The following is a 23747-nucleotide window of genomic DNA, read 5'->3' on the forward strand; positions in this document are numbered from 1 at the left end:
ATTTCTATTATAACAGTTTGGTTCAGAGAGGAGTAACGTGGGCATGGATCAGAACATCGGGCAAGCGATACTTAAGGGAGAAACTTCACTGGGTATCGAATTTGGATCCACACGTATCAAGGCAGTACTGATTGATCAGCGTTTTGAGACAATCGCATCCGGAAGCTTTGAGTGGGAGAATCTGCTTGAGGGCGGGTACTGGACGTATCATTTGACAGACATTATTAAGGGCCTGCAGGAGGCTTACCATGAACTGAAGCAGGAGGTCCAGCAGAAATACGGTGTTACGCTTACGACCGTCGGTTCTATCGGGTTCTCGGCAATGATGCACGGATATATGGCTTTTGACAGCGCAGGCGGGCTGCTGGTTCCGTTCCGGACCTGGCGTAATGCAACAACCGGTGCTGCGGCCAAAGAATTAACGGATGTCTTCCAGTTCAACATCCCTGAACGCTGGACCATAGCGCACCTGTATCAGGCGATACTGAACGGGGAAGAGCATGTGCCTCAGGCGGAGTTCGTAACAACGCTGGGCGGGTATATTCACTGGCTGCTGACCGGCAGCAAGGCGATCGGGATCGGCGATGCTTCGGGGGTGTTCCCGATAGATGAGGCCACGCAGGATTACAATGCAGCGATGGTTGCACAGTTCGATGAACTCATTGCAGACAAGGGCTATCCTTGGAAGCTGAAAGATATTCTCCCTAAAGTGTATACTGCGGGTGAGCAGGCAGGGCTATTAACTGAAGCGGGTGCGTTAATTCTGGATGCGTCCGGGGATCTGCAGCCGGGTATTCCGCTGTGTCCTCCGGAAGGTGACGCCGGAACAGGAATGGTCGCTACGAACAGTGTCCGCAAACGGACCGGCAACATCTCCGTAGGCACTTCCGTGTTTGCAATGATCGTGCTGGAGAAGGATCTTACAGCCGTATATCCGGAGATTGATATGGTAACGACACCAGACGGCAGTCCGGTCGGCATGGTTCATGCCAACAACTGTTCCAGTGATCTCAACGCCTGGATCGGCTTGTTCCGTGAATTCTCGGAAGCGATGGGCTTTAAGTCTGACCCCGGCCAGCTGTTCAGTGTCCTGTTCAATAAAGCACTGGAGGCGGATGCCGATGGCGGTGGTCTGCTGAGCTACGGGTATTTCTCCGGGGAGAATATTACCGGGATTGAGAAAGGCCGGCCGTTGTTTGTACGCTCACCTGAGAGCCGGTTCAATCTGGCCAACTTCATGCGGACGCATTTATTCTCCGCTTTTGGTGCGCTGAAGATCGGAATGGATATTCTGACCAAGCAGGAGCAAGTGTCGATCGACAGCATTCTGGCTCACGGCGGGTTATTCAAAACCCCTGTTGTCGGCCAGAAAATCGTAGCCGCTGCAATGAACGTCCCTGTCTCTGTCATGGCAACAGCCGGAGAAGGCGGCGCATGGGGGATGGCGATTCTGGCCTCCTACATGCAGAACAAAGAGCAGCAGGAGCGTCTTGATGACTTCCTTGACCACAAGGTATTTAAGGATGTGGAAGGACAAGTCATCCATCCGGATGCAGCTGATGTTGCTGGCTTCGAATTGTTCATGGAACGTTACACCGAAGGTCTGGCGATAGAGCAGGCTGCTGTAGATCATCTGGTAGAGAACGGGAGGGGTTAATACATGTTAGAGCAACTGAAAGAAGAGGTATTCGAGGCCAATCTGGACCTGCCTAAGCATGGACTCGTCAAATACACCTGGGGCAATGTGAGCGCAGTTGACCGTGAGAAAGGCGTATTCGTCATCAAACCAAGCGGAGTCAGCTATGACAAAATGAAGCCTAGCGATATGGTCGTAGTGGATTTCGACGGTAACGTGGTTGAAGGGGAGATGAGACCTTCCTCGGATACACCGACACATGCCGTACTCTACAAGCATTATGCAGAAATCGGCGGCATCGTGCACACGCATTCGACCTGGGCGACCATCTGGGCGCAGGCCGGGCTGGATGTTGCTGTAATGGGAACGACACATGCCGACACCTTCTATGGCGCGGTACCCTGCGCCCGCTTCCTGACGCAGGAGGAGGTTGACCGCGGCTATGAAGCGGAGACCGGACGCGTGATCATTGAGACTTTTGAACAGCGGGGCCTTGATATTATGGCAGTTCCCGGCGTCTTGCTGAAAGGCCATGGCCCGTTCACCTGGGGGAAGAATGCCCATGATGCAGTGATGAACAGCGTGGTGCTGGAGGAAGTGTCCAAGATGAACCATTTTGCCCGCGAGCTGAACCATTTCGCTGAAGAACTGCCGCAGCGGATTCTGGATAAACACTATCTGCGCAAGCATGGCAAAGGCGCTTATTACGGTCAGAAATAATCTGATTTATATATTATCTAAGAGAAGAGGATGAATCATATGTCAACAGTAAGTGCTAAGCAATTCTGGTTTGTTGTAGGATCACAGCATCTGTACGGAGAAGAAGCCCTCGGTGAAGTTAAAGCTCATGCACAGGAAATGACGGATGCCCTCAATAACAGCGGTGTGCTTCCTTATCCGTTGGTACTGCAGGATCTGGCGGTCACCGCAGACAAAATCACTTCGATCATGAAAGAAGTCAACTACCGTGACGAGGTTGCCGGTGTGATCACCTGGATGCATACCTTCTCCCCGGCCAAAATGTGGATCCGCGGCACGAAGCTGCTGCAGAAGCCGCTTCTGCACCTGGCTACGCAGTACAATGAGAGCATTCCTTGGGCAACACTTGATATGGACTTCATGAACCTGAACCAGGCTGCCCATGGCGACCGTGAATACGGGTTCATTAATGCCCGCCTGAAGAAACAGAACAAAGTGGTAGTAGGGTACTGGGAACGCGCCGAAGTCCAGAAGCAAATTGCGGAATGGATGGACGTTGCCGTTGCGTATAACGAAAGCTTCAATATCAAAGTGGCCCGCTTCGGCGACAACATGCGTAACGTGGGCGTTACCGAAGGCGACAAGGTAGAAGCCCAGATTCAGTTCGGCTGGACCGTGGATTACTTCGGGATCGGCGACCTGGTTGCTTATGTAAACGAAGTGAAGGAAGAAGAAATTGATGCGCTGTTCGCTGAATATGCAGAGCAGTATGAATTTGATTACGGTTCGTACAGCAAAGAAGCATGGGAAGCCAGCGTGAAGGTACAGGCCAGCTATGAAATTGCCCTCAAACGCTTCCTGGATGCCGGCAACTACAATGCGTTCACTTCGAACTTCGAAGACCTGCACGGCATGAAGCAGCTTCCGGGTCTTGCCGTTCAGCGTCTGATGGCACAAGGCTACGGCTTCGCCGGCGAAGGGGACTGGAAGACAGCAGCTCTGGACCGCCTGATGAAGGTGATGAGCCACAACCTGAACACCGGATTCATGGAAGATTACACCTACGAAATGGCTGCCGGCCAGGAAGCGATTCTGCAGTCCCACATGCTTGAGGTTGACCCAAGCCTGGCCAGCAACAAGCCGAAGGTGCTTGTGTCTCCGCTGGGTATCGGCGACCGCGAAGATCCGGCCCGTCTCGTATTCGACGGCAAGGCCGGCGAAGGCGTTGTGGTATCGATGGCTGACTTCGGCACGCATTACAAGCTGCTGATCAATGAAGTTACTGCCTTCGAACCGACGGTTCCGGCCCCGAATCTTCCAGTGGCCCGCGTGCTCTGGCAGGTAAAGCCTAACTTCCAGGATGGGGTTAAGGCTTGGATCGAGAATGGCGGTGGTCACCATACCGTGGTATCGCTGAACCTGACGACAGATCAGATCGTTACCTATGCCAAGCTGGTGGGCCTGGAATACGTGATTATTAAGTAATTGAGTTACTTGTTAAAGTAAACAGCGAGTAGATGTTAAAAAGAGCGAAGGGGCATATAGCCCTCTCGCTCTTTTTGTTTGGCAGGTGCAGATATGGTGAATACGGAGGTAAGTTAAAGGAAATCTGCTTGCTCCGCCGGGAAGCGTGTGCCGAATGTATGCGAAAATCCGAACACAATGCGCCAGCGCGGCGGGGTGTGAGCCAATGTACGCGAAAAACCGAACACAATGCACCAGCGCGGCGGTGTGTGGGCCAATGTACGCGAAAAACCGAACACAATGCGCCAGCGCGGCGGTGTGTGGGCTAATGTACGCGAAAAACCGAACACGATGCGCCAGCGCGGCGGGGTGTGGGCCAATGTACGCGAAAAACCGAACACAATGCGCCAGCGCGGCGGTGTGTGGGCCAATGTACGCGAAAAACCGAACACAATGCGCCAGCGCGGCGGTGTATGGGCCAATGTACGCGAAAAACCGAACACAATGCGCCAGCGCGGCGGAGTGTGAGCCAATGTACGCGAAAAACCGAACACAATGCGCCAGCGCGGCGGGGTGTAGGCCAAATGTATGCGAAAATCCGAACACAATGCGCCAGCGCGGCGGGGTGTGAGCCAATGTACGCGAAAAACCGAACACAATGCGCCAGCGCGGCGATGTGTGAGCCAATGTACGCGAAAAACCGAACACAATGCGCCAGCGCGGCGGTGTGTGAGCCAATGTACGCGAAAAACCGAACACAATGCGCCAGCGCGGCGGTGTGTGGGCTAATGTACGCGAAAAACCGAACACAATGCGCCAGCGCGGCGGGGTGTGGGCCAATGTACGCGAAAAACCGAACACAATGCGCCAGCGCGGCGGGGTGTGGGCCAATGTACGCGAAAAACCGAACACAATGCGCCAGCGCGGCGGGGTGTGAGCCAATGTACGCGAAAAACCGAACACAATGCGCCAGCGCGGCGGGGTGTGAGCCAATGTACGCGAAAAACCGAACACAATGCGCCAGCGCGGCGGGGTGTGAGCCAATGTACGCGAAAAACCGAACACAATGCGCCAGCGCGGCGGGGTGTGAGCCAATGTACGCGAAAAACCGAACACAATGCGCCAGCGCGGCGGTGTGTGAGCCAATGTACGCGAAAAACCGAACACGATGTCCCCGCCCGGCGGTTCGTATGCCCTATAGCGCCGCTCGCGCCGCTCACTTCTTATTCCGTGCGCGGTAGTGCTGCGGCGTTACGCCGACCATCCGCTTAAACAGGTTGGAGAAGCTGCCCAGGCTGGTGTATCCTACCTGCTCTGCAATGTCTGTAATCTTGAGTTCGGTCTCCTCAAGCAATTGCTTGGCCTTCTGCAGGCGTTCCTGAATAATCACATCTGACATGGACAGGCCGGTCTCTTTCTTGAACAGCCGGGATAAATAGGCCGGGTTCAGATACACATGTGCCGCGAGTTCATCCCGGGTAATCTCTTCACTTAGACGGGAGCGGATATATTGTCTGATCTTGGTGACCGTGGCCGAGGAGACATTATGGCTTGTCTGCAATAATCGTAAAGCGGCGCCCAGACAATCCATCGCCCAGTTCTGCAAAGAGGCGGAGTGCTTCGGATAGTTCTCCTTATCCATCAGCGTCTTCAGCTCCGCAGAGGCGTGTGCAGATAAGCCTTTTTTGGCCAGAACAGTATGGAGAATGAAGAGAATGCCGTGGATGAGCTGACGGTGCAGCTCGCTTGTCCAGCGGTCAGGCCCGATATTTACGAACCATAGCGTGACGCGGCGCTCCAGCTCCTCCAGCTCGCCAAGCTCCAGGATGGTCGCCCACTCCCCGAATAAATGTATGGGAGCTGCCAGCGGCAAGGCATCCAGCGGTTTATCCTTAGCATACGCGGAATCATCAGGCCCGAACACTTGACGCGAACGGTTTAGATTGCCCTGCTCCCGTTCGGTGACGTAAGTGTAAGCACTCAAGATCTCAGGCAGTAATACGCCTGGACTGATGTAGACCGACAAGGAGCAATGCAGCAGCCGCTCGCAGGTATCCAGGAAGGTCTGGCAGTTCTGTTTAAGCGTGTGCCGGACAGCATTCAAGTCGCCTCTCACGTAGATAACCGCCAGGTTGTGGCCTATCTGATCCTGCAGCACAGTGCCTTCCAGCCCGCTTAGCAGCAGCTCTTCTGCCAAATTGCGCAGCGCATACTCCATGATGGTCTCATCCCGTGCACTGAGGTTCTCCTTCCATTGCTCCAGACCTAACAACGCGATGAAGTAACGGTCGTCCGGCTGCAGATCTAAATCGTAGGTGTTTGCGGAGATCTGCAACGATTCCAGGGCGGGGGCTGCCCGCTGGCTAAGAATATCCTGCCAGAACCGCTCCACCAGCAACGGCAGCTGATGCTCCCATTTCCTCCGGTAATCCCCGATAAGCGCTTCGAACTGCTGCTGTTCCTTCTGTTTATTGATTTCTGCCAGGGCTGTGCTTGCCACCTTCATTAATTCCCCGTAATCTACGGGCTTCAGCAAATAATGAAATGCCCCATGGTGGATGGCCCGCTGCGCATATTCGAAATCGGCATGACAAGTAAGCATAATCGTCAGCGTACCGGGAGAGTACTGTTTGACCCAGGCCAGCAATTCCAAGCCGCTTCTCCCGGGCATTTCGATATCGCAGATCAACAAATCTACGGTTTGCTGCTCCAGGCAGGCAATCGCCTGATCCACATTCTCCGCAAGACAGACATCCTCTACTTGCAAAGCGCTCCAGTTCACACCCTGCTGCAGTCCAAGCAAGGCGAAATATTGATCATCGACGATTAGAACTCTGTACATACGAATATCACAGCCCCCTTTGAACAGGTAGTCTTATCTCCACAACCGCCCCTCCGTCAGGAGCATTGTGGAAGGTGAGTCTTGCCCGGTTGTTATAGAACATCAGCATGCGTCTGTACACATTCCATATGCCCAGATGGCGGTCTGTAGGTTTTTTCTCATACAAGCCAAGATTGAGCATGTCAAGCTGGTGTGCGGAGAAGCCCGGCCCGGAATCCCTGATCTGAATGGCAATGCAGGAATCGCTGTTCTCCCGGGCTTCTTCACAAACCGTGATCCCAACCTTAAAGGGCTTGGTATTGTTGATGAAACCATGCTTGATGGCATTCTCTACAAAGGGCTGAATCAGCAGTGGGGGAATGAGTGTGTACTCAAGCTCCTTGGGGAGCTGAACCTGATAGGACAGCTTGTTCGGATACATGACCATTTGAATCTCAATATAGTTTTGAATGTGATTTAACTCGCTCAGGAGTGGAATCCAGGTGTCATTGGTATTCATAATGAATCTGAAATGGGAGACCAGATGTCCAATCATTTTTTTGATCAGCGAATATTGCTTAAGCTCTACCAGATGAAAGACGATATTCAAGGAGTTCATGAAAAAATGGGGGTTGATCTGTGCCTGAAGGTGCTTGAGTTCCGCCTGCTGCACCTTCATCTGCTCCTCATACACATCAATCTTGAGATTGCCGATCTGCTCGGCCATCTGGTTGAATTGCTGGGTAATAATCTGAAACTCCCTGCTATTGCCTTCCTTGAGCCGGTATTCCAGTTGTCCCTTCCCCAGGATGCGCATTCCGCTGGTCAATTGCTGGATGGGCTTGAACACAAGCCGGCTGAGTAGAGCCAGAAGGATGGCCATGATGATAATAATAGCGATAGGAATGACTTTGATGATCCGCTGGAAGATCGGCAGCTCGTCCAGAATGGACTTCTCATCCAGCAGAATGAAGACATTCAGATTGGAATATTGTGAAGGCTTGTCAATCAGCAGATAATGATTGCCGTTGCTGAGACGAATTGACGCATCCACGGGATGGGCAGGATTATCGAGATGTCTGCGGATGAGTGCGAGATCCTCATCACCGAATTGGCCCCATAACAATTTGCCGTCATTGCTGACCATGCCGATCTGTTCGCTGCCTCCTGTAGACTCTAGCTGGGTCAAAGGCTGTGCCAGGGAGTCAATGCTGACCAGAACCCCCATCAGGAGCCGTCCGCTCTTGTCCGGCAGTACCTTGAATAACACGGGCTCTCCGCCAATGGTCACGGTCTCCCACTTCAGGGAAGCCTGAAGATTAGGAGTCTTAAGGCGCGAGGACAGTCCGGAAGTAATCATCTCTTTCTCCTGATAATACTCTCTCTGGCTGCTGAGGAATAACTCCTCCCGTTCCTGATGGTAGACGAACACACTGCGGATGATGGTGTAGTAGCTGACATCGCTATACCACTGGTCCATAAGCTTGCGGATGGACAGATAATAATTGACACTGTCGGGGCCGCTGTCGGAATACAGCTCCAGCAGCATGTTCTCATTGGCCGTACGCAGCAGATAATGGCTGGTCTGCTCCAGCAGCTCATCGAGTGTACCTAAGTGAAGGGTCAGTGTATCCGAAGCGGACTTCGCAACCTTCTCCCGGACAATGTTGGTGGAATAGATATTGGTATAAGAGAGGAAGAGGAACAGCGGCGTGACCAGCAGTAAGACAAGTGCACTCACTTTGAATCGCAATGATAATTTCACAGTCTCACCCCTCAGGTACATTTGCGCCCCGGCAGCAGGAAAGGGGAGGGACAGAAACCGTCCTTCCCCCGAGCCTATTTATTTAGGATTGTTTTGCTTTCCAGGCATCGTATTGCTTCTGAACCTCGGCACGGATCTCTTCGATTCCGTTGGCCTTCAGCTTCTTATTATATTCCTCAAGCACCTTGTCTACACCCAGACTGCCCGTTTCCAGCAGCGGGCGGAATTCCTTGATAATATTGCTGACCACGGAGACCTGTGTTTTGACAGCGTCGGTATTGAAGTTGAAGCCGAAGGACTTCACTTTATGGGCGCTCTCGTTATAGGCCTTGAACTTCTCCCATTTATCGGCATTTTCGCCTTTCCACAGATAGGTTATGGTCTGGTTACCGAACATCCATTCAATGCCCGGCGCCCAGCCTGTATCGGCACGGGTAGCAATGCCGTCAGGGAGCTTGATGAAGTTATCCTTGCCTTCTACCTTAACATACTGCCGGCCTTCTACGCCGAAGTCAATCAGGTTGACCAGAGCCGGGTCGGTATGCAGCAGGTTCAGCAGCATCATCGTCCGCTCCGGATCAATGGAGGTACGTCCAATGGCCATCATAGAGTTACTGACGCTGGCTGTACTGATCTCGGGTTCATTACCCTTCAGCTTCACCAGCTCAATGCCGGTGGCGATGGAATCTTCCTTGTCGGAGTCCGGTTTGTCTGAACCGAATTTCATCCAGGTTTTCCCTGCCTTGAAAGCGTCTTCAGTACTGGTTTTGGTCGTTGCGGCATCCTTGTTGATATACCCCTTGCTGAACCAGTCGCCGTAGAGCTTCATCCGGTAGATGGCCGTGTCGGACTCCATGGAGCTGATAACCATCTTATCGGTCTTGGTATCGAGAACGATACCAGCAGGAGCGCCTGCAACCAGCTCATAACGGAAGTTTTCCTTCATGCTCTCTTTGGTTTTGTCGAAGTAGCCAAGCGTATCGGAGCCGCTGCCGGAGAGCCAGATCGGTGCAATGGCCGGTTCCTTCTCCTTGATGGTCTGCAGCCATGGCTCCAGATCCTCCAGCGTCTGGATAGAGTTCACATCGAATCCGTATTTATCGACCAGATCCTTCCGGAACATAATGGTATGGCTCTCGCCAATTTCCTTATTGGTGGGGATCGCATATATTTTGCCGTCTACCGTTCCGCCTTCAAGGAAACGGGGATCGAGGGTCTCCTTGATGCCTTGTCCATATTGGGCTAACAGATCATCAAGCGGCAGGAATGCGCCTTTGGCTACGTTGTTGGCGAAATCCGCCCAGTTAGGGGCAAAGGTCAGATCCACCTGTTCCCCGGATTGGTAAGCCAGCGCCATCTTCTCGGCCCAGGAGGACCAAGGAAGCCCCTGGAAGTCAATCTCGGCGTTGATCTTCTCCTTGAGATATTTATTGATCTCCTCCACAACCGCCTTGGTATCATTCTGCGGGAAGTTCCCAACCGTGTAAACGGTTAACTTCCGGTACGTTGAAATATCGGGGTTGCTGCCCTCCGTGCCTCCGGCCGCTGTGGCCTCTGCTGTCGATTCTGCCTTGGACGGGGTGGAAGCGTTAGAATTACCTCCGCTGCACCCGGTAATGCCCAGTATCACGGCGGTCAGAGCAGCAAACACCGCGCCAGAGCTTCTGGTTGTTCTCATTTGTATGAACCTCCTCAATGATAATTAGATCATATATTCTAACCGGCATTTACGCCAGAGTCAGACCGGGTTAGCCTTTGATTGCCCCTATAGTAAGGCCTTTGGTGAAGTACTTCTGGAAGAAGGGATAGATGAACAGGATCGGGCCAATCGACACCACCACCATGGCCATCCGCAGGCTTTCGGTAGGAACCGACTCTTGTACGAGCAGGGCTACACCGCTTCCCGCCAATTGGTTCTTGAAGAACTCGGCCTGACGAATCATTTGAATCATGACGTATTGCAGGGAGTACTTGTCCGTGTCATTAATGAAGAGCATGGAGTTGAACCAGTCATTCCAATACGTCAGTGTAGTGAACAGACCAACGGTGGCAAGAACAGGCAGCGAGATCGGAAGCACCAGCTGGAAGAAAATCCGCCATTCCGAAGCCCCGTCCAATTTGCCGGATTCTATCATCTCTTCGGGAACCGTCTGCTGGAAGAAGGTGCGGGCAATGAAAATATAGAATGCGTTGGAGAGGCCGGGCAGGATCAGTGCAATCAGCGAGTCCTTCAGATCCAAATAATTAACGTACAGCAGGTAGAAAGGGACAAGCCCTCCCGAGAACAGCATAGTGATCAGCAGGTAGAAACTAAAAGCCTTTTTAAAGGGAAAGTCCTTCCGGTAGAGGGGGTACGCGTACAGAGCAATCAATAGTACTGCCAGAAGGGTTCCGGTAAGCGTAACGGTCAAGCTGATTCCATAAGCTTTGACCAGCGTCTGCGAATGGTTGAACAGATATTGGTAAGCGGTCAGGTCAATCTTCTCGGGCCAGAATTTATACCCCTGCAGCGTTAACGTTTTCTCGTTGGTTAAGGAAATGGCGACAATGAGCAGAATAGGCAGGATGCAGGCCAGACTGAAGGCAGTGAAGAAGATGTTCAGCACAATCTGGGCGCTCTTGGAGCCTTTGGGATAGGCGCGGGTTCGGGTTGCAGTAGTCATTAAGATCCTCCGTTCTAGAAAAGTGCCGTATCGCGGTTCAGCTTGCGGGCCAGACTGTTCGCCCCGATAACAAGGAAGAAGCCGATGACGGATTGATAAAAGTTCGCCGCAGAGGACATACCCAGATCATTGAGCTGAATTAACCCCCTGTATACATAGGTGTCGATGACATCCGTAGTGGAGCGCAGCGCACCGGAGTCCAGCGTAACGTGGTAGAACAGCCCGAAGTCGGAGCGGAAAATACCGCCCATGTTGAGAATGGTGAGAATGACCATGATAGGCGTAAGGAGCGGCAGCGTAATTCGGGTGATCTGCTGCCACTTGCTGGCGCCGTCCACCACCGCAGCTTCATACAGCTCCTCGCTGATGCCGGTGATCGCGGCCAGATAGATGACACTGCCGATGCCGATCGAGTGCCACATCTTGGTGAGCCACAGAATATAGGGCCATGCATTGGGATGCATATAAGCATTGACTGAGGAATGGCCGAACAAGGGCAGAATATGCTTGACCAGGAAGCCGTACTCCGGGTGCAGGAAGGCGTAGACTATGAAGCTGACGACAACCATGGACAAGAAATTCGGCATAATCATAACAGTCTGGAAGAAACGGGAGGCCAGCTTGCTGCGAACCTCGTTGATCGCAATGGCCAGGGATACAGAGAGGATGAGCCCTGAGATAATGAAGACAACGTTGTAGCCGATGGTGTTAATGGTCACGCGCAGGGCATCGGATGTGGCGAAGAGGAACCGGAAGTTGTCGAGTCCCGCCCATGGACTGCCCATAATGCCGTCAACATAGTTGATATTCTTGAAAGCAATGAATAATCCGAACATCGGGATGTAACAGTTGATGAAAAAAATAATTGCGGTTGGCAGCAGCATGAGCAGCAGCACCCGGTATTTCACAATGTTCCGCAGCAAACGGCCAAAGCTGCCCTGCTGCTGTGAAAGGGGCTGCTTGGTCAAAGCTTTTACGGTTGAAGGATTTGCCATTGGTTCTAACCTCGCTCTACATAATCTGGATGAATTTATTATAGTAGAGGAGCAGATACGAATTCTCTCTTGCAGATGACCCCGTTTATTCAAAAGTTACCTCATGTTGAACTCTTGAACATTGCGACTTTTTTCACAGAATATCTCTCACATGCCGAGTAATATGTTAGAATATCAGAATGCATTAACGCTTCACCAATTTAATACATCACACGGGCTATGATTGCTATGGATCACACTATAGCAGGAGCAGCTTCTGGAGAGACTGCGGGAGACCGCAGCGCCGAAGGGTTCACAATCTCAGGCAAAAGGACAGAAGAGTACGGAATTTGTATTTGTTATGCTGATTCTTTACGGTCAGCAGCGCAGGTAGCTTATTTTGATATTCTTATGAACCGGGAGATTGGATGACATCCAATCTCTTTTTTATGTTATTTGGCAGCATAGCGTTGTACACATTAAGGGGGAAAAAGGCAATGGCACAGACAGAATTAAAGAGAGATTTGGCGAACCGGCATGTACAGCTGATCGCTATCGGCGGCACGATTGGCACAGGGTTATTCCTGGGATCGGGCAGAGCGATTCAGCAGGCCGGCCCGTCCATTATGATCACGTATTTACTCGTGGGGATTGCCGTGTTTTTTGTGATGCGGGCGCTGGGAGAGCTGCTGCTCTCGAAGGCGGGGTATCAATCTTTTACAGACATTGCTGAGGATTACTTGGGGCCGCGCGCGGCATTCATTACGGGCTGGACCTACTGGTTCTGCTGGATTATGACGGCGATGGCGGATGTGATTGCGGTGGGCGTCTATGTGCAGTACTGGTTCGATATCCCGCAGTGGGTACCGGCAGTCATCTGCCTGATTATTCTGTTAGGACTCAATCTGCTAACGGTCAAAAGCTTCGGCGAACTCGAATTCTGGTTTGCCCTAATCAAAGTCGTCACGATTCTTGCCTTAATCGGCCTGGGAATCATTCTGCTGGTCATCGGGTTCAAGACGGATGCAGGATCGGTGAGCGTTCGCAATCTCTGGGAGCACGGGGGCGTGTTCCCGAACGGTGTTAAGGGCTTCTTATTTTCCTTCCAGATGGTTGTGTTCGCTTATGTCGGTGTGGAGCTTGTGGGTGTATCAGCCGCAGAAACAGCGGATCCGGAGAAAAATATCCCCTCGGCGATTAACAAGATTCCTCTGCGGATTCTCTTCTTCTATGTGGGCGCGCTCTTCGTGCTGCTGTGCATTAACCCGTGGACCCAGCTCAGTGCGGCTGAAAGTCCTTTTGTGCGAACCTTCAGTCTAGTCGGGATTCCAGTTGCTGCGGGCATTATCAATTTCGTCGTCTTAACCTCAGCGGCTTCCGCCTGCAACAGCGGGATGTTCTCGACCAGCCGGATTCTGTATAATCTGAGTCGAAGAGATCAGGCATCCCCGCAGCTCGGCAAGCTGAACCGAAATCATGTGCCCGCGAACTCATTATTTATTTCTACATTTGTAATATCGGCCGGGGCGCTGCTCAGCAAGATTATTCCAGGCCAAGCGTTCGGCATCGTTACAACGATCAGCGCCATTTGTTTCATCTGGGTGTGGGGTGTTGTGCTCGTATGTCATATCAAGTATAAGAAGAACCGCCCGGACTTACATGCCTCGTCCAAATTCAAAGCACCGTTCACACCTGTTATCAATTATGCGGTTTTAACGTTGTTTGCCGCCATTTTGATCATTATGCTGTTCGCAGATGAGACCCGTCCGGCGCTGCTGTGTACGCCTCTATGGTTCATTCTGTTGTTCGTCCTGTACTCCATGCGGAGCAAGAAGGAGAAAAGTGATGCGGAAGTTAGTATAATCAATACATGAGTGAAAGAATGTTCAAACGCTACTGACATGTTGTCAGCAGCGTTATAAGGAGGAATCCGAAACATGAAGCATAGATTGCTCCAATATATGACCCGGCTGACCTCCCTCAGCGAAGAGGAGCAGCAGGCTATTCTGGATGAGATTCTTGTCGAGGAATACAGCAAGGGAACCATTCTGCTTAGGCAGGGTGAGGTTCCCGGTCATTGCTATTTCGTGTTAAAAGGCTGTGTGCGGCAGCATAGTGTAGACGTTACAGGCCGCGACATCACCTCGAACTTCTACACAGAGGAGCAGGCGATCGCTATCTTCAATGCGCATAAAGAGGAGGCCTCGTCAGAATATAGCCTGACTTGCCTGGAGGATTGCGTACTGGTTGTCGGTGCGCTGAATACCGAGACGGAAATGTACGCCAGACACACGCAGCTGGAGCTGATGACACGCCGGATGATCGAGGAGAATTTCGGACAGGTGCAGGCGGAATTCGCCGCCTTCATTGCGGCATCCCCCGAAGACCGACTCAAGGCACTGCTGCATCGGAGGCCCGGCCTGATCAGCCGCGTCCCCCAGCATCAGCTGGCCAGCTATCTCGGGATGACACCGGAGTCGCTCAGCCGGATTAAGAAGCGGCTTGAGCGCGAGCACGCGCAGCCGGGACTTTGAACAGCAGCCAGATGCCAAGCCCCAGCTCCCCTGCGGTCATCGGCAGCATGAACACCCATTTGATAATTTGAAGGAATTCCACATACCCGGGCACAAGTGTGCCGCACAGATGAACCACAATATAGCCGAAGCCTGCCAGCAGCAGCAGAACACTGATGGGCTTCGGAATATTCTCCGACCATACCGCCAGCATACCGATAATCAGCAGATGCCCCCCGAACAGAATTAAACCAGCCGACCATACCGCTTCAAAAGCATGAAGAATAAGCATGACCTCGGCCTGCAGCTCCCCTCGTGTGAAACCGGAAAGCGCAACCTCCCTGTTACCGGTAAGAAGTGATACCATGATCAGACTGGAGACAGCAATCCCCAACACTGCCGTATAAGCCAGGCGCAGCCATGCTCCCAGCAGGGACAGGCCCGGATGCACAGGCTTCAGCACCAGATATAAGGCCCAGGCAGCTGCCACATCACAGGCCATAATCAGTACCCAGCCCAGAATCCCGGCCCTGAACAGCGACGGAGAGGCCTGAAGATTGGCGAAGGTTGCAGCGGCATCTCCATCCACTACCAGACTCCCATGGACATATCCGTACGAGAGCGCGGCAGCAACCGCCATTACAATGAGGGATATTCCCCCGGTTCGAGCCACTGCAGCAGACATCAACATAACCCCCTGATTGATTATTGATTGTGGTTATATTGTACTAAGGCGCCTGCAGGGCTTCATTGACTTAAGTTAAGAGGAGATGATTAAATTTTAAATAATAAGTTTTTGAATAAAGGATAGTCATTGGAAAATGTCGAAGCGATTAATAAAGGAGAACCCACATCCATGAAGAACATTATCCGCTCCTTTGAAGATATAGTGAACCTGGCGCCGATCCTGAAAGCTGCCTTTCCCTACGACGTATCTATTGCTGCCCTGTGATGTGGAGAAGTTCATCGCGTATTTCCCTGGTACGTCCATTGATCTGGGAATTCGGGCAGGGCAGATAATTCTCGCGGACGAACCTCTGTACCATGCGCTGAGAAATGATGAATTCTCGAAAGCTAATGTCCCTAAGGAGTACTACGGGTATGAATTCGCCGGGACGGTTCTTCCGGTACACGGAGAGGATGGAAGCGTCTGCGGGGCGGTCTGTATCCAGGTCCGCAGACAGACCGAGCTGCGCGAAATCGCCGATCAGATCTCCGTCTCCCTAAATCAGGCACATGCCCGGATTGGGCATGTGGCAGAGGGCTCGGGACTGCTTGCCGATTACTCGCAGAAGCTGCTGCTCCAGTCAGAAACGACCGCCGAAAGTGTCAAAAAAAGCGATGAAGTGCTGGCTGTCCTCAGAAAGGTCGCCGACCAGACGAATCTGCTCGGGATTAATGCAGCCATTGAGGCCGCCCACGCCGGGGAAAAAGGGCGGGGATTCGATGTTGTAGCGAAAGAAATCCGCAAATTCTCGAAGGAAACCGAGCAGTCCGCGCAGCGGATCCGGGATACCCTGGGGGAGATCCAATCCGCGATGAAGCAGATCAGCCAATCCATCCATCAGATTGCGTCAGTCGGGCCGGAGCAGGCTGCTTCAACGAATGAAATCTCCAGCTTCATTGAGGAGATCCGGACGATGTCCGAGCAGCTGAACCAGTTCGCACAGAAGCTGTGAGGGAAGAGCGGCCATTCTAATAATTACAGATTCGCCAGAACAACGGCAAGCAGAGCAATGAAGGCCGGGAGGCCTTGAACCAAAAGAATGGATTTCTTGGCCGTGATGCCGCCATAGATGGCTGCAACTGCAACACAGATCAGGAAGAACAATTGAAGCTGAACACTGAAGGTATCGTTCGGATGCAGCAGGCTCCAGACTAGACCGGCCGCCAGAAAGCCGTTATACAATCCCTGGTTGGCAGCCAGCGATTTCGTTTCCCGGGCGAACTGCGGGGTGGTGCCGAACGATTTTTGCGCCCGCGGGGTAGTCCACAGGAACATTTCCAGCACTAGAATATACACATGCTCCAGTGCAACTAGGGCCACGAGTATTACACTCACCATCATCATAGTAAATCCCTCTTTTCATAATTATGTAAGATTGATCAACGGAAAAATTAAATTGTTTAAAATATAATTTTACACTGTCTAAATATAGCCAAATTCTGCAATTTTGTCAATTTGGAATCCATAAATTCCTTGAGGAGGCAAAACCGTTGTACCTAAGAATGCTGACATCTGTGGATGCGGAGGTTTACCGCGAGCTTCGGCTACAGTCGCTGCGGCTGCATCCGGAAGCCTATCTCAGCTCCTATGAATCGGAAAAGAAGCTGTCTATAGTCACCACCCGCATCAGGCTGGAGCCCTCGGAGAATAATTTCACACTGGGAGCTTTTGATGGTGAGGAGAAGCTGGTGGGTATCGTCACTTTCTTCCGGGAGAGCCGGCCCAAAATTGATCATAAAGCTAATATATATTCAGTATATGTGGATTCGGATGTCCGTAAACAAGGAGTGGGCCGCCGCTTGATGGTGGAGCTGATTGCCCGGGCGAGGCAGTTGCCGGGGCTCGAAATTCTGAATTTAACGGTAACCTCGAATAATGTAGCTGCCAAAAGACTATACGAATCTCTTGGATTCATCTGCTATGGCACAGAGCCGAAGGCGATGAAGCTTGGGGATGAATATCTGGATGAAGACCTGATGATTCTGATGCTGTAGCCTCTATCGTGTTGACAAGCATCCGGGCGGCGATCATAGAATATGCCAAAAAGCACAAGCCGTTGACTTGTGCTTTTTGAGCTGACTATAGCTGGCGGGAAATTGGAATGTTCCGGGTATTATTGATGGGCAGCAGCCCGTTTCAGGATCTCCTGAACCTGGCTAACCATAGCGGCCGCGTCTGTACGGGTGATTCCAGCCTGCGGATTGAACTTGCCGTCAGCATCCAGCTTCACGATCTTCAAGGCAATGGCCGTCTGAATGGCTCCCGAGTTCAGGATATTGATCTTGTCATTATCCTTGATCTCTACCGGAATCAGATTCAGCAGCGGCAGCTGGCCGCTGGTCTGGAGGGTATGCACCAGCAGGTAAGTGAACGATTCGCGGGACATGCTGGCTGCCGGATCAATCTTGATCTGCAGGTCCGCCTTCGGTCCTGCGGCTTCCTTGATCAGTTGAACAGCTTGCTCAGCCGTGAGAACTTCGCTCTCTGCTGCGGGTGCTTGATGAGTCTTCAAGTATTCCACCGCTTTATTCACGATATCCGTACCGGCGGTGCGTGTAATATCACCCTTTGGATTGAAATTGCCGGACTCATCCAGTGTAACGAAGCCAAGCGCCAGCGCGGTTTGAATAGCGCCCGAATTGGAGATATCCATCTGACTCGCATCCTTGACTTCAACCGGAATGAGCTTGATCATCGGCAGCTGTCCGCTGGTCTGGAGGGTATGCACCAGCAGGTAGGTGAACGATTCGCGGGACATGCTGGCTGCCGGATCAATCTTGATCTGCAGGTCCGCCTTCGGTCCTGCGGCTTCCTTGATCAGTTGAACAGCCTCTTCGGCAGTAAGCGTCTCACTCACCGCAGCCGGTGCCGGATGTGCCTTCAGATACGCCAGCGCATTGCTGATCGCTACAGCTGCTTCGGCGCGGGAGATTTCCTGCTTGGGGTTTAGCTTGCCACTGGCGTCCAGCTTCAGGACACCGTAGTTCAGGGCGCGCTGGATCGAACCGGAATATTCGGCTTTGACCTGATCCTGGTCCTTATAATCAATAACAACCGGCTTGATCATCGGCAGCTGGCCGCTGGCTTCGATCGCATCAATGAGCTGGTGCGTGAATTCTTCACGTGTCAGCTTCTGGTTTGGCTTCAGGTCGGCGGGCAGATCCAGCCCGTGGACACCGGCAATAATGAGCGCCTCTGCATACCAGGCGGAATCATTGGCATTCTTGAAATAGTCGGTGGCATGCGGCTCCTTCACGAACCGGATCAGATCCAGGTTCAGGTTAAGAGCATTTACGATCATCTGTACACCTTCAGCCTCAGAGATGCTGATATTTGGGCCGAACAGATCTTGGCTGATCCCTTTGATCAGGCCGCTATTCTGCAGTGCAATAATCTTGTCTTTATCCTGCACATTATTAATATCCTTGAAGGTTGCCGCAGAAGCGAACTGTTGCCCCGCGAAGCTGAGCGCCAGTGCAGCAGCAGCAGACATAGTAATGATCTTGAATGTGTTCTTCATTGTCAGTCACCTCGTAGAGTAGTTTGTGGTTTATTTGTGATCTTAGACGTGCCGCCCTGCAAAAAGGTTACAGCAGGATTTAATTTATCAAACCTAATAAACCCCGAGCCCTGTCTTAATGTTAGTATTGTTTGCTCAGACAAAGCTCCCGCCAATTCATAAGCCATTTGTACTGTTCATCGCAAAATTCCTTCGATACCGACTGCAAGCCCTGGCAGCGGACAATTCTGGAGATGATCTGATAATGTCTGACCGCAATGAAATCCAATACGGCTAAGCACTCCTTGTCACTCAAGGTCCGCAGCTTACTATATCCGGAATAGAACTGTTCAAACAGACGCCGGGTGTCATCATACATGGACTCGTGAAATTGATTAAAGTGAGTGTTATCAGACATATAGGCAACATCCATGGCCGGATAATCCCCTGAAGCGTCATCGAAGTCCATAAGGACGTATTGCCCGCGGCTGTCCCTGAGCATGTTGCCTGTATGCAGATCGCCATGACAAAAGTGTCTGGGTAGCTCTGACATACGGCTCCATAGTTCATTGCCATAGTGTTCGAGCGCAGTAACGGACTCGGAAGCACAGTCCAGTTCGCGCATAATGGAGAGATAGTCACCGATGTAGTCGGTTTTTGTCCGGTGGATCAGTTCATCCGGGTAGCCCTGCATAAGCTGATGCAGTTCGCCGGTTTGTTGACCGATAACCTCTGCTTCGGCTATCCCATCGGGCGTAGCCCCCTCGGCATAGCGGAAGAGCACCGCTGCCTGCAAGCCATCCTGAGCTTCAAGAAGGATATGACTCTCCTGCCCCGCCGTCCGCAGAACAGTAACGGCAGGATAAGAATGAGCCTCTAAATAATCAAGAATACGGACGGACTGCAGGGCATCGGCTGTCTTGAAGCTGCGGTATATTTTGAGTACATAACGCTTACCTTCGCCCTCTGCGAAATACACCCCGCCGATCATCTCCCGGTGAAGCCGGAGCTGCTCAATACGGAGCGGGTAGGAGCGGTTAATCTCGCGGATAAGATGATCATAATCCATCGGCGGTATCCCCTTTTGACGAATTGTTCTAACTGTTATTCATTATCCTGCTTGGCGAAACCGGATGTATAGAGAAAGCTTAGCTATAATTAAAGTTACAATAGGGAACAGCCCCGCAGACAAAAGTTAAGCCACCCGGTTTCCTGAGCCGGGTGGCTTATGTGTATTCGCTAACTTTTCACGGAAACAATCTGATTGCGGCCTTGATGCTTGGCTGCGTATAGGGCTTTATCCGCCGATTTGAACAAATCATTCAAGTAAGTCGTTGAGCTCATGGGCGGGGGGACCTTGAATTCCCCGATGCTAAGCAGTCCTATGCTGATGGTGATGGATATAGCCTCGTCTATATTATCAATTCTGATGTTATTGGTCTCAATGCTCGATTTAAGCTGTTCCGCCAGATTATACGCATCGGCCTCGTCCGTATCCGGCAGGTAGATTATGAATTCCTCGCCGCCATAACGGGCCAGGATATCGGATTGCCGCAGACTGCGCTGCAGAACCTCCACCGTACTGCAAATGACTTCATCTCCGGCGAGATGTCCGTAACGGTCATTGACCATTTTGAAATAATCGATGTCGATCAGTATAATGGTCGAAGGGGAGTGATGATCGCGCTCCTTCAGCAATTCATGCTCCAGCTGCTGCATCAGATAATGCCGGTTGAAGCAGCCGGTCAGGCTGTCGGTGATGGCCATCTTCCGGAGCTTGGCGTTCGTCTGGAACAGTTCTTCGTGGACTTTGATTAAAGCGGAGTTGCGCTCTTGCAGAATGGTGTTCTGCTGGTTCGTCTCATCAATGAGGCGCCGAAGCTCGGTTATATTCTGGAAGGTGACAATCCGTCCGACCCTCACACCGCTCACCATAATCGGTGCGGCATGAATGCTGATGTACATTTGGAGTGTGGGATACATTAGTTCTGTCTCGGCCACCTCAAGCGGATGGTCACGGTAGGCTTGCAGGAACTGTTCGGTCTTGACGGTATTGCCGCCGGGCAGGTGGCTGGCCATATCGAACCTCTCCCCGGGATTCAGCCGGATCTGGGGATGCAGAGCCTGGTTGATTTCGACCACCTGTTCTTGATCGTCGAGGACGAGAATTCCGTATTCCATCGTATTGATGATATCCTGGTGGGCGATAGTTACAATATCAAACACTTTGTCCTGGTGAATGGTAATCACGAAGAAGGTGGCTGACACCACAATGCCGAGCGAAGTAAAGCCCGGAATGACCGGCAGGTAATCGTCCAGCACTACGTTCAGGAACACATCGATCATCAGGAAGAAACAGACGGCAACGATCCCTTTTAGCATATACATGATCTGATTCTTGATTCGCGGCGCCTGACGGGACACCAGGGCTACATAAATGATGTACAGCGACACGCTGGCATTAAGAATAAGAATAGACATGTTGATCCAAAAAATAGGTCCGTAGATCCGCTCAACATATCCGCCGTTTACCGGGAGAACAAACCAGCCGTTCGGATTCAGCACAACAGCCAGCGAGGACAGGAATGCTGGAACAAGCAGGGCGATTAATGTTTTGCGGTTAAGAAATTGCGATTGGCCTGAGAGCAGAATGGTGAAGAAGATCCAGCCTGTAGTCAGCAGGGAGGCATCGATAAAGGCAAGCTTTACATAGAATAGCTGATAGATGGGATCATCAACGGTTCGGATGGCAAACTGGCAGTAGGGCCAGATCATCATGGAGAAATGAAAACCCAGGTAGACTTTGTGCAAATTGGTTATCGTACCCACAGAAATAAATATGTATATAAACAAAAGGAACAAGACAAAGCACATTATCAGATCAATCCAAGACTCCAAGGCCAATATACTACACCTTCTTGATATATTTAGTGTTTATTGCTTTTTCTGGGTCTAAGGTCTTATATATTGATTTTAATATATAATTAGCGTGTGCAGATTACAAGATTTTTAAGTGAATCTATCGGAATAAAATGGTTGGGAGGAGAATAATATGAAATCTATCACCGTTCAGAACCTTACGGACAAGTTCCATTTGGAAGTGCTGGCAGGATCAGGGTGCATGGACCGCATCATTACCCGTCCACGGACGCACAGGCCCGGACTTGAATTTGTCGGTTATTTCGATTTCTTTCCGATGGCGCGGGTGCAGGTGCTCGGCCGCAAGGAGATCAACTATTTATTAACGCTGAGTGTAGAGGAACGCATGCTGCACATCGGCAATATCGTCAAATATCATCCGCCTTGTTTCATTGTAACGAGCGGCCAGCAAGAGATCCCTTACCTCACCTTATACTGTAATCAGGAGGGCATTCCGCTGCTGCGGACACCAGAGGTGACCACGGAGTTTATTGCCAAGCTGGACAGCTATTTGGTAAAAACGCTGGCGCCGGAGCTGTCGATTCACGGGGTGTGTGTCAATGTGTCGGGCATCGGGATCCTGCTTCGGGGCAAGTCCGGGATCGGTAAAAGCGAAACGGCGCATACACTCATCCGGCGGGGCCACCGGTTCGTGGCCGATGATATTGTAGTGCTCAAGAAGCTGGGGCCGGCAACGCTTCTCGGGACGCACAATGAGACGACCCGCGAATTCCTGGCGCTGCGCAGCATCGGCCTGATCAATGTCGTACGCCAGTACGGGCGCAGGGCCTTCCAGGATGAGACGCGGATTGTACTGGATATCGAGCTGGCACCGTGGCAGGAGAATTCACTCAACAATGACCTGGAACTGGTTCCCCAGTTCACGGAATATCTCGGCGTTCAAATCCCGCATATCGAGGTTCAGCTTCAGCCGGGGCGCGATGTGGCCGGCCTGATCGAAGCTGCTGCGAATAATTGGTATCTCAAGCAGCTTGGATACAGCGCGGTAGAAGACTTCATGAAGCGGATTGAAGACGGGATGCAGTCTTAAGGCGGGATAATCCCACACACTCCAGGGCAACTTAGATAAAAGACAGCAGAGGAGTGTATCCGAAATGGCGAGAAGAAACAGGAGATATGCGGTGCCCGGGTCAGCTCAGGGCATGCAGACCTTCAAAGCAGAGGTCATGAAGCAGGAAGGATACCATGTAGATCCGAATCATCCGGACGATGTGAAATACGAGGTGGCGAAGGAGCTCGGTATCCCGCTGCAGGCGGGCAATAACGGCAATTTGACCACGGAATCTGCGGGGCAGATTGGCGGCAGAATCGGAGGCTCCATGGTCCGGGAGATGGTCCGTCTGGCACAGGAGCAGTTAGCGGACAAGGGGAAATCCTAGAATACGCGATCCCTCCAATGGCCCAAAGCAGCGGCATGCTTTTGGGCTATTTGCAGTTTATACGCAGGTAATATTCAGAAAATATAGACATACACCTTCGTCCGCAGCCGGTCCGGGCAGGTGATGATGCGGACCGGCTGCTTGTCCGGGAGAGCGAAGCAGACACTGATCACGGCTGCCCCCGGCGGCAGCTCCTGCCTGAACTTGGGAGCAAGCCGTTCCATGGCACCGGGGAACAGGTAGCAGAGCACAATATCGGCATCGCTATAAGAGCTTCTATATATGTCGCCCCGCCTAAAAATGACCTTGCCCTGCAGCCGCTCCCGTTCACTCTTCACTGGCAGAAACCGTGTGCATACTACCGCAAACAGCTGTGAGAACCCTAGGGGAATCCTTGAGTTCTCTATGCCGGTCAGCCGTTTGCCGGGGCAGCGGCGGATGACTTCCAGGCCCAGCGTTCCCCAGCCCGACCCCGCCTCCAGAACATTGGCATAACCCGGCATACGGTTCACCTCCACGGCTACTGCCGCCCTTACAGCCCTGGAGGCGGGCATCGGCGATATTCCGTTCTTCCAGCTTACGAGCACAATCCAGACTACGGACAGCAGAATGAGAAATGCGGCAATCCAGGGAATACTCTCGGTAACGGGCATATATCGCTCCTTCT

General features: G+C 52.0%; 21 protein-coding genes and 1 riboswitch. Of the genes, 9 read left to right on the forward strand and 12 right to left on the reverse strand.

Annotation, left to right across the window (positions count from 1 at the left end):
* The first annotated feature begins 43 nt into the window (after positions 1-43).
* From MKX70_RS06435 to araA, 3 genes are read left to right on the forward strand one after another with little or no spacing between them, the layout of a single operon-like run.
* Positions 44-1657: a xylulokinase gene (locus MKX70_RS06435; RefSeq protein ID WP_340839709.1), complete on the forward strand. Its 1614-nt coding sequence runs from the start codon at positions 44-46 to the stop codon at positions 1655-1657.
* A 3-nt stretch (positions 1658-1660) separates the two neighbouring features.
* The gene (locus MKX70_RS06440; protein ID WP_042240989.1) at positions 1661-2356 is read left to right on the forward strand and encodes an L-ribulose-5-phosphate 4-epimerase; all 696 of its coding nucleotides are present in this window, start codon (positions 1661-1663) and stop codon (positions 2354-2356) included.
* A 39-nt stretch (positions 2357-2395) separates the two neighbouring features.
* Positions 2396-3820, forward strand: coding sequence for an L-arabinose isomerase (araA, locus tag MKX70_RS06445; RefSeq protein WP_042240987.1), 1425 nt, complete (start codon positions 2396-2398; stop codon positions 3818-3820).
* Between the two features lie 12 nt (positions 3821-3832).
* Here araA and MKX70_RS06450 read toward each other — a convergent pair whose 3' ends face one another.
* From MKX70_RS06450 to MKX70_RS06475, 6 genes are all read right to left on the reverse strand, one after another.
* Positions 3833-4966, reverse strand: coding sequence for a hypothetical protein (locus MKX70_RS06450; protein ID WP_340839710.1), 1134 nt, complete (start codon positions 4964-4966; stop codon positions 3833-3835).
* 49 nt (positions 4967-5015) lie between these two features.
* Complete coding sequence (locus tag MKX70_RS06455) at positions 5016-6641, reverse strand: response regulator (RefSeq protein ID WP_340839711.1); 1626 nt, start codon at positions 6639-6641, stop codon at positions 5016-5018.
* Positions 6642-6648: 7 nt separating this feature from the next.
* Positions 6649-8385: a sensor histidine kinase gene (locus tag MKX70_RS06460; protein WP_340839712.1), complete on the reverse strand. Its 1737-nt coding sequence runs from the start codon at positions 8383-8385 to the stop codon at positions 6649-6651.
* Between the two features lie 82 nt (positions 8386-8467).
* Positions 8468-10063: an ABC transporter substrate-binding protein gene (locus MKX70_RS06465; RefSeq protein WP_340839713.1), complete on the reverse strand. Its 1596-nt coding sequence runs from the start codon at positions 10061-10063 to the stop codon at positions 8468-8470.
* A 70-nt stretch (positions 10064-10133) separates the two neighbouring features.
* The gene (locus MKX70_RS06470; protein ID WP_340839714.1) at positions 10134-11048 is read right to left on the reverse strand and encodes a carbohydrate ABC transporter permease; all 915 of its coding nucleotides are present in this window, start codon (positions 11046-11048) and stop codon (positions 10134-10136) included.
* A gap of 14 nt (positions 11049-11062) precedes the next feature.
* Positions 11063-12043, reverse strand: a complete 981-nt coding sequence (locus MKX70_RS06475; RefSeq protein ID WP_340781598.1) for an ABC transporter permease — start codon at positions 12041-12043, stop codon at positions 11063-11065.
* Positions 12044-12289: 246 nt separating this feature from the next.
* A riboswitch (glycine riboswitch) is annotated at positions 12290-12369 on the forward strand.
* A gap of 150 nt (positions 12370-12519) precedes the next feature.
* Here MKX70_RS06475 and MKX70_RS06480 point away from each other — a divergent pair.
* Complete coding sequence (locus MKX70_RS06480; RefSeq protein WP_340839715.1) at positions 12520-13896, forward strand: amino acid permease; 1377 nt, start codon at positions 12520-12522, stop codon at positions 13894-13896.
* A gap of 63 nt (positions 13897-13959) precedes the next feature.
* A complete protein-coding gene (locus MKX70_RS06485; RefSeq protein ID WP_340839716.1) occupies positions 13960-14556 on the forward strand; it encodes a Crp/Fnr family transcriptional regulator in 597 nt (198 codons plus the stop codon).
* On the opposite strand, the gene MKX70_RS06490 is transcribed toward MKX70_RS06485, so the two are convergent.
* Complete coding sequence (locus MKX70_RS06490; protein WP_340839717.1) at positions 14513-15220, reverse strand: DUF4386 domain-containing protein; 708 nt, start codon at positions 15218-15220, stop codon at positions 14513-14515. The two genes, MKX70_RS06485 and MKX70_RS06490, sit on opposite strands and share 44 nt — an antisense overlap.
* Before the next feature lie 268 nt (positions 15221-15488).
* Between MKX70_RS06490 and MKX70_RS06495 the strand changes: the two genes are divergently transcribed.
* Positions 15489-16214 carry a methyl-accepting chemotaxis protein gene (locus MKX70_RS06495; RefSeq protein ID WP_340839718.1) on the forward strand — a complete coding sequence of 242 codons (726 nt, stop codon included), beginning with the start codon at positions 15489-15491 and terminating at the stop codon, positions 16212-16214.
* Between the two features lie 23 nt (positions 16215-16237).
* Here MKX70_RS06495 and MKX70_RS06500 read toward each other — a convergent pair whose 3' ends face one another.
* Positions 16238-16606, reverse strand: coding sequence for a DUF1304 domain-containing protein (locus MKX70_RS06500; RefSeq protein WP_042240955.1), 369 nt, complete (start codon positions 16604-16606; stop codon positions 16238-16240).
* 146 nt (positions 16607-16752) lie between these two features.
* Here MKX70_RS06500 and MKX70_RS06505 point away from each other — a divergent pair, with 146 nt between their 5' ends.
* Entirely contained in the window at positions 16753-17256 is a 504-nt protein-coding gene (locus MKX70_RS06505; RefSeq protein ID WP_042240954.1) for a GNAT family N-acetyltransferase, read from the forward strand.
* Between the two features lie 119 nt (positions 17257-17375).
* On the opposite strand, the gene MKX70_RS06510 is transcribed toward MKX70_RS06505, so the two are convergent.
* The 3 genes from MKX70_RS06510 to MKX70_RS06520 all read right to left on the reverse strand — a co-directional run bounded on the left by MKX70_RS06510 (position 17376) and on the right by MKX70_RS06520 (position 21635).
* Positions 17376-18782 (reverse strand): S-layer homology domain-containing protein, encoded by a 1407-nt coding sequence (locus MKX70_RS06510; RefSeq protein ID WP_063840089.1) that lies wholly within the window; start codon positions 18780-18782, stop codon positions 17376-17378.
* 121 nt (positions 18783-18903) lie between these two features.
* Positions 18904-19830 (reverse strand): phosphotransferase enzyme family protein, encoded by a 927-nt coding sequence (locus tag MKX70_RS06515; protein ID WP_042240951.1) that lies wholly within the window; start codon positions 19828-19830, stop codon positions 18904-18906.
* Positions 19831-20000: 170 nt separating this feature from the next.
* The gene (locus tag MKX70_RS06520; RefSeq protein ID WP_340841626.1) at positions 20001-21635 is read right to left on the reverse strand and encodes a histidine kinase N-terminal 7TM domain-containing diguanylate cyclase; all 1635 of its coding nucleotides are present in this window, start codon (positions 21633-21635) and stop codon (positions 20001-20003) included.
* Positions 21636-21813: 178 nt separating this feature from the next.
* Between MKX70_RS06520 and hprK the strand changes: the two genes are divergently transcribed.
* Positions 21814-22731, forward strand: a complete 918-nt coding sequence (hprK, locus tag MKX70_RS06525) for an HPr(Ser) kinase/phosphatase (protein WP_042240949.1) — start codon at positions 21814-21816, stop codon at positions 22729-22731.
* A 64-nt stretch (positions 22732-22795) separates the two neighbouring features.
* Positions 22796-23080 carry an alpha/beta-type small acid-soluble spore protein gene (locus tag MKX70_RS06530; protein WP_340839719.1) on the forward strand — a complete coding sequence of 95 codons (285 nt, stop codon included), beginning with the start codon at positions 22796-22798 and terminating at the stop codon, positions 23078-23080.
* A 74-nt stretch (positions 23081-23154) separates the two neighbouring features.
* Here MKX70_RS06530 and MKX70_RS06535 read toward each other — a convergent pair whose 3' ends face one another.
* A complete protein-coding gene (locus MKX70_RS06535; protein WP_042240943.1) occupies positions 23155-23733 on the reverse strand; it encodes a class I SAM-dependent methyltransferase in 579 nt (192 codons plus the stop codon).
* Positions 23734-23747: the final 14 nt, after the last annotated feature.

Origin of the sequence: Paenibacillus sp. FSL R7-0312 (genome assembly GCF_038004445.1) — a bacterium.
GTDB lineage: Bacteria > Bacillota > Bacilli > Paenibacillales > Paenibacillaceae > Paenibacillus_AQ.

Excerpts from the sequence above, each read along its gene's own strand:
- MKX70_RS06515 (WP_042240951.1), bottom strand. The coding sequence starts at position 19,830 with ATGGATTATGATCATCTTATCCGCGAGATTAACCGCTCCTACCCGCTC.
- MKX70_RS06475 (WP_340781598.1), bottom strand. The coding sequence starts at position 12,043 with ATGGCAAATCCTTCAACCGTAAAAGCTTTGACCAAGCAGCCCCTTTCA.
- hprK (WP_042240949.1), top strand. The coding sequence starts at position 21,814 with ATGAAATCTATCACCGTTCAGAACCTTACGGACAAGTTCCATTTGGAA.
- MKX70_RS06435 (WP_340839709.1), top strand. The coding sequence starts at position 44 with ATGGATCAGAACATCGGGCAAGCGATACTTAAGGGAGAAACTTCACTG.
- MKX70_RS06470 (WP_340839714.1), bottom strand. The coding sequence starts at position 11,048 with ATGACTACTGCAACCCGAACCCGCGCCTATCCCAAAGGCTCCAAGAGC.
- MKX70_RS06510 (WP_063840089.1), bottom strand. The coding sequence starts at position 18,782 with ATGAAGAACACATTCAAGATCATTACTATGTCTGCTGCTGCTGCACTG.
- MKX70_RS06440 (WP_042240989.1), top strand. The coding sequence starts at position 1,661 with ATGTTAGAGCAACTGAAAGAAGAGGTATTCGAGGCCAATCTGGACCTG.
- MKX70_RS06490 (WP_340839717.1), bottom strand. The coding sequence starts at position 15,220 with ATGTCTGCTGCAGTGGCTCGAACCGGGGGAATATCCCTCATTGTAATG.
- araA (WP_042240987.1), top strand. The coding sequence starts at position 2,396 with ATGTCAACAGTAAGTGCTAAGCAATTCTGGTTTGTTGTAGGATCACAG.
- MKX70_RS06530 (WP_340839719.1), top strand. The coding sequence starts at position 22,796 with ATGGCGAGAAGAAACAGGAGATATGCGGTGCCCGGGTCAGCTCAGGGC.
- MKX70_RS06500 (WP_042240955.1), bottom strand. The coding sequence starts at position 16,606 with ATGATGATGGTGAGTGTAATACTCGTGGCCCTAGTTGCACTGGAGCAT.
- MKX70_RS06465 (WP_340839713.1), bottom strand. The coding sequence starts at position 10,063 with ATGAGAACAACCAGAAGCTCTGGCGCGGTGTTTGCTGCTCTGACCGCC.
- MKX70_RS06520 (WP_340841626.1), bottom strand. The coding sequence starts at position 21,635 with ATGTGCTTTGTCTTGTTCCTTTTGTTTATATACATATTTATTTCTGTG.
- MKX70_RS06480 (WP_340839715.1), top strand. The coding sequence starts at position 12,520 with ATGGCACAGACAGAATTAAAGAGAGATTTGGCGAACCGGCATGTACAG.
- MKX70_RS06535 (WP_042240943.1), bottom strand. The coding sequence starts at position 23,733 with ATGCCCGTTACCGAGAGTATTCCCTGGATTGCCGCATTTCTCATTCTG.
- MKX70_RS06455 (WP_340839711.1), bottom strand. The coding sequence starts at position 6,641 with ATGTACAGAGTTCTAATCGTCGATGATCAATATTTCGCCTTGCTTGGA.
- MKX70_RS06485 (WP_340839716.1), top strand. The coding sequence starts at position 13,960 with ATGAAGCATAGATTGCTCCAATATATGACCCGGCTGACCTCCCTCAGC.